The organism is Micromonospora sp. NPDC049799, from assembly GCF_040656655.1.
Lineage (GTDB): Bacteria > Actinomycetota > Actinomycetes > Mycobacteriales > Micromonosporaceae > Micromonospora.
This window is the reverse complement of sequence record NZ_JBFAMU010000715.1, coordinates 1-2006: the sequence shown is the minus strand read 5'-3', so window position 1 is coordinate 2006 and position 2006 is coordinate 1. Positions and strand designations below refer to the sequence as shown.

The 2006-nt window shown below is 75.3% G+C and carries 4 protein-coding genes; all 4 read right to left on the bottom strand.

All coding sequences use genetic code 11. From position 1 onward, the window contains the following. Window positions 1-254, bottom strand: a 254-nt coding sequence (locus AB0I76_RS28660; protein WP_357041892.1) for a precorrin-8X methylmutase, incomplete at its 3' end; no start/stop codon positions are given. Then, window positions 251-1351: a HoxN/HupN/NixA family nickel/cobalt transporter gene (locus AB0I76_RS28655; RefSeq protein WP_357041889.1), complete on the bottom strand. Its 1101-nt coding sequence runs from the start codon at window positions 1349-1351 to the stop codon at window positions 251-253. The genes AB0I76_RS28655 and AB0I76_RS28660, both read right to left, overlap by 4 nt. Continuing rightward, the gene (locus AB0I76_RS28650; protein WP_357041887.1) at window positions 1348-1560 is read right to left on the bottom strand and encodes a 4Fe-4S binding protein; all 213 of its coding nucleotides are present in this window, start codon (window positions 1558-1560) and stop codon (window positions 1348-1350) included. Before AB0I76_RS28650 ends, AB0I76_RS28655 begins: the two co-directional genes overlap by 4 nt. Continuing rightward, on the bottom strand, window positions 1548-2006 hold a 459-nt coding region (locus tag AB0I76_RS28645; RefSeq protein ID WP_357041885.1), incomplete at its 5' end, for a precorrin-3B C(17)-methyltransferase. The genes AB0I76_RS28645 and AB0I76_RS28650, both read right to left, overlap by 13 nt.

The window sequence follows — 2006 nt, the reverse complement described above, 5'->3', positions numbered from 1 at the left end:
GTCCGCCGGCCGGTGATCCCGGCGGCGACCATCGCGACGTCGGTGACGACCGGCGCACCGGCCCGCAGCGCGGCCAGCCCAGCGGCCAGAGCGGCCTCGTCGCACACCAGGTCGGTCACGTAGTCCAGGTCGGCGCTGGCGTGCACGACCCGCTCGGTGACCACGCGGGTCAGCGGCGGCAGGTGCGTGAGGTCGACCCGGGACCGCAGGATCCGGTACGACTCCACCTCGATCGGGTGCACGGTCCGGCTCATCCGCGCTCCCCCGCCGGCGCGTCGGCGGTCCCTGAGTACCGCTCGTCGAAGCGGCGCAGCTTCCACACCGCCGCCGCCCCGCCCCAGGCCAGCGCGAACAGACCCACCACGGCGTAGCCGAGCTGCTCGAAGTGGTCGGCGACGCCCGCGTACCCGGCGAGTGCGTCCACGCCGAACCGCTCGACCAGCAGGCCGGCGGCGTACACGCTGGCCACCAGGGCACCGACCAGCACGGTCATCGCGGTGGTGGCGAGGTTGTAGTACAGCCGGCGGGCCGGCTGCCGGTACGCCCACGAGTACGCGCGGCTCATCAGCAGGCTGTCGGCGGTGTCCATGGCGGACATCCCGGCGGCGAAGAGCAGCGGCAGCGTGAGCAGGGCCAGCACCGGCAGGCCGCCGGCGGCGGCGGTGCTGGCGGACAGGGCGAGCAGGGTGACCTCGCTGGCGGTCTCCAGGCCGAGCCCGAAGAGGAAGCCGACCGGCGCCATGTGCCAGGACGAGCGGACCAGCGCCCGCGCCCGGGTGCCGAGGATCCGCTGCACCAGCCCCCGGTTGAGCAGGTGGAGGTCCAGTTCCCGTTCGTCGAGGTCACCGTGGCGCAGGCGCCGCCACAGCCGGGCCAGCCCGCCCAGCACGACGGCGTTGAGGGCGGCGACCAGGGCCAGGAACAGGGTGGCGGTGACGATCGCGACGGTCGCACCCACCTCGCGGGCCTGCTCCAGCCCCGGTCCGGTGAGGTTGGCCGAGGCGAGACCGATCACCAGCGCGAGCAGCAGCACCACCGCGCTGTGCCCGAGGGCGAAGAAGAAGCCGACGCCGACCGGCCGCCGGCCGCGCAGCAGCATCAGCCGGGTGGTGTCGTCGATCGCCGCGATGTGGTCGGCGTCGAAGGCGTGCCGCACCCCCAGGGCGTACGCGAGCGTGCCGGCGCCGGCCAGTCCGCCCGCGGCGGCGGGCTGGTCGTTCCAGTACAGGTAGAGGCTCCAGCCGGCGACGTGCAGCGCGGCGACGGCGAGCACGATGCCGCCGAGGCGTACCCGCTCGGCCCTGCTCCAGGGGCCCACCGGGGGTGCTGCGCTGGCGGTGGTCGAGGTCATCGTGGTCCTCCATCGGGGTCGGTGCCGGTGAGGCGGATGGCGTCCACCGGGCAGATCTCCAGGCACTCCAGGCAGCCGGTGCACACCTCGGCGCGGACCGTCAGGCCCCCGGGCACCGGCCGGATCGCGTGCTCCGGGCAGGTCAGCAGGCAGGCGCCGCAGCCCTGGCAGGCGCCGATCGTGACCGGGGCCGCCGTCACTTTCGCCACCGGTAGCCCCGCGGGGTGACCATCCGGCCGGCGACGACGCGGGTCTGCGAGCTGCCCACCACCACGACGCTGTACATGTCGACCAGCGCCGGGTCGAGGGTGGCGAGGGTGGCCAGGTGCACCCGTTCGCCGTCCCGGCTGGCGTTGCGCACCACGCCGACCGGGGTGTCCGGCGGTCGGTGCGCGGCGAAGACCTCCAGGGCCGCGCCGAGCTGCCAGTCCCGGGCACGGCTGCGCGGGTTGTACAGCAGCGCCACGAAGTCGCCGTCCGCGGCGGCGGTCACCCGGCGGGCGATCACCTCCCAGGGGGTGTGCAGGTCGGACAGGCTCAGGTAGGCGTGGTCGTGCCCGAGCGGGGCGCCGAGCAGGGCGGCGGCGGCGAGCGCGGCGGTCACCCCGGGCACGCCCACCACGTCGATGCGGCCGTCGGCGTGGTCCAGGGCGGG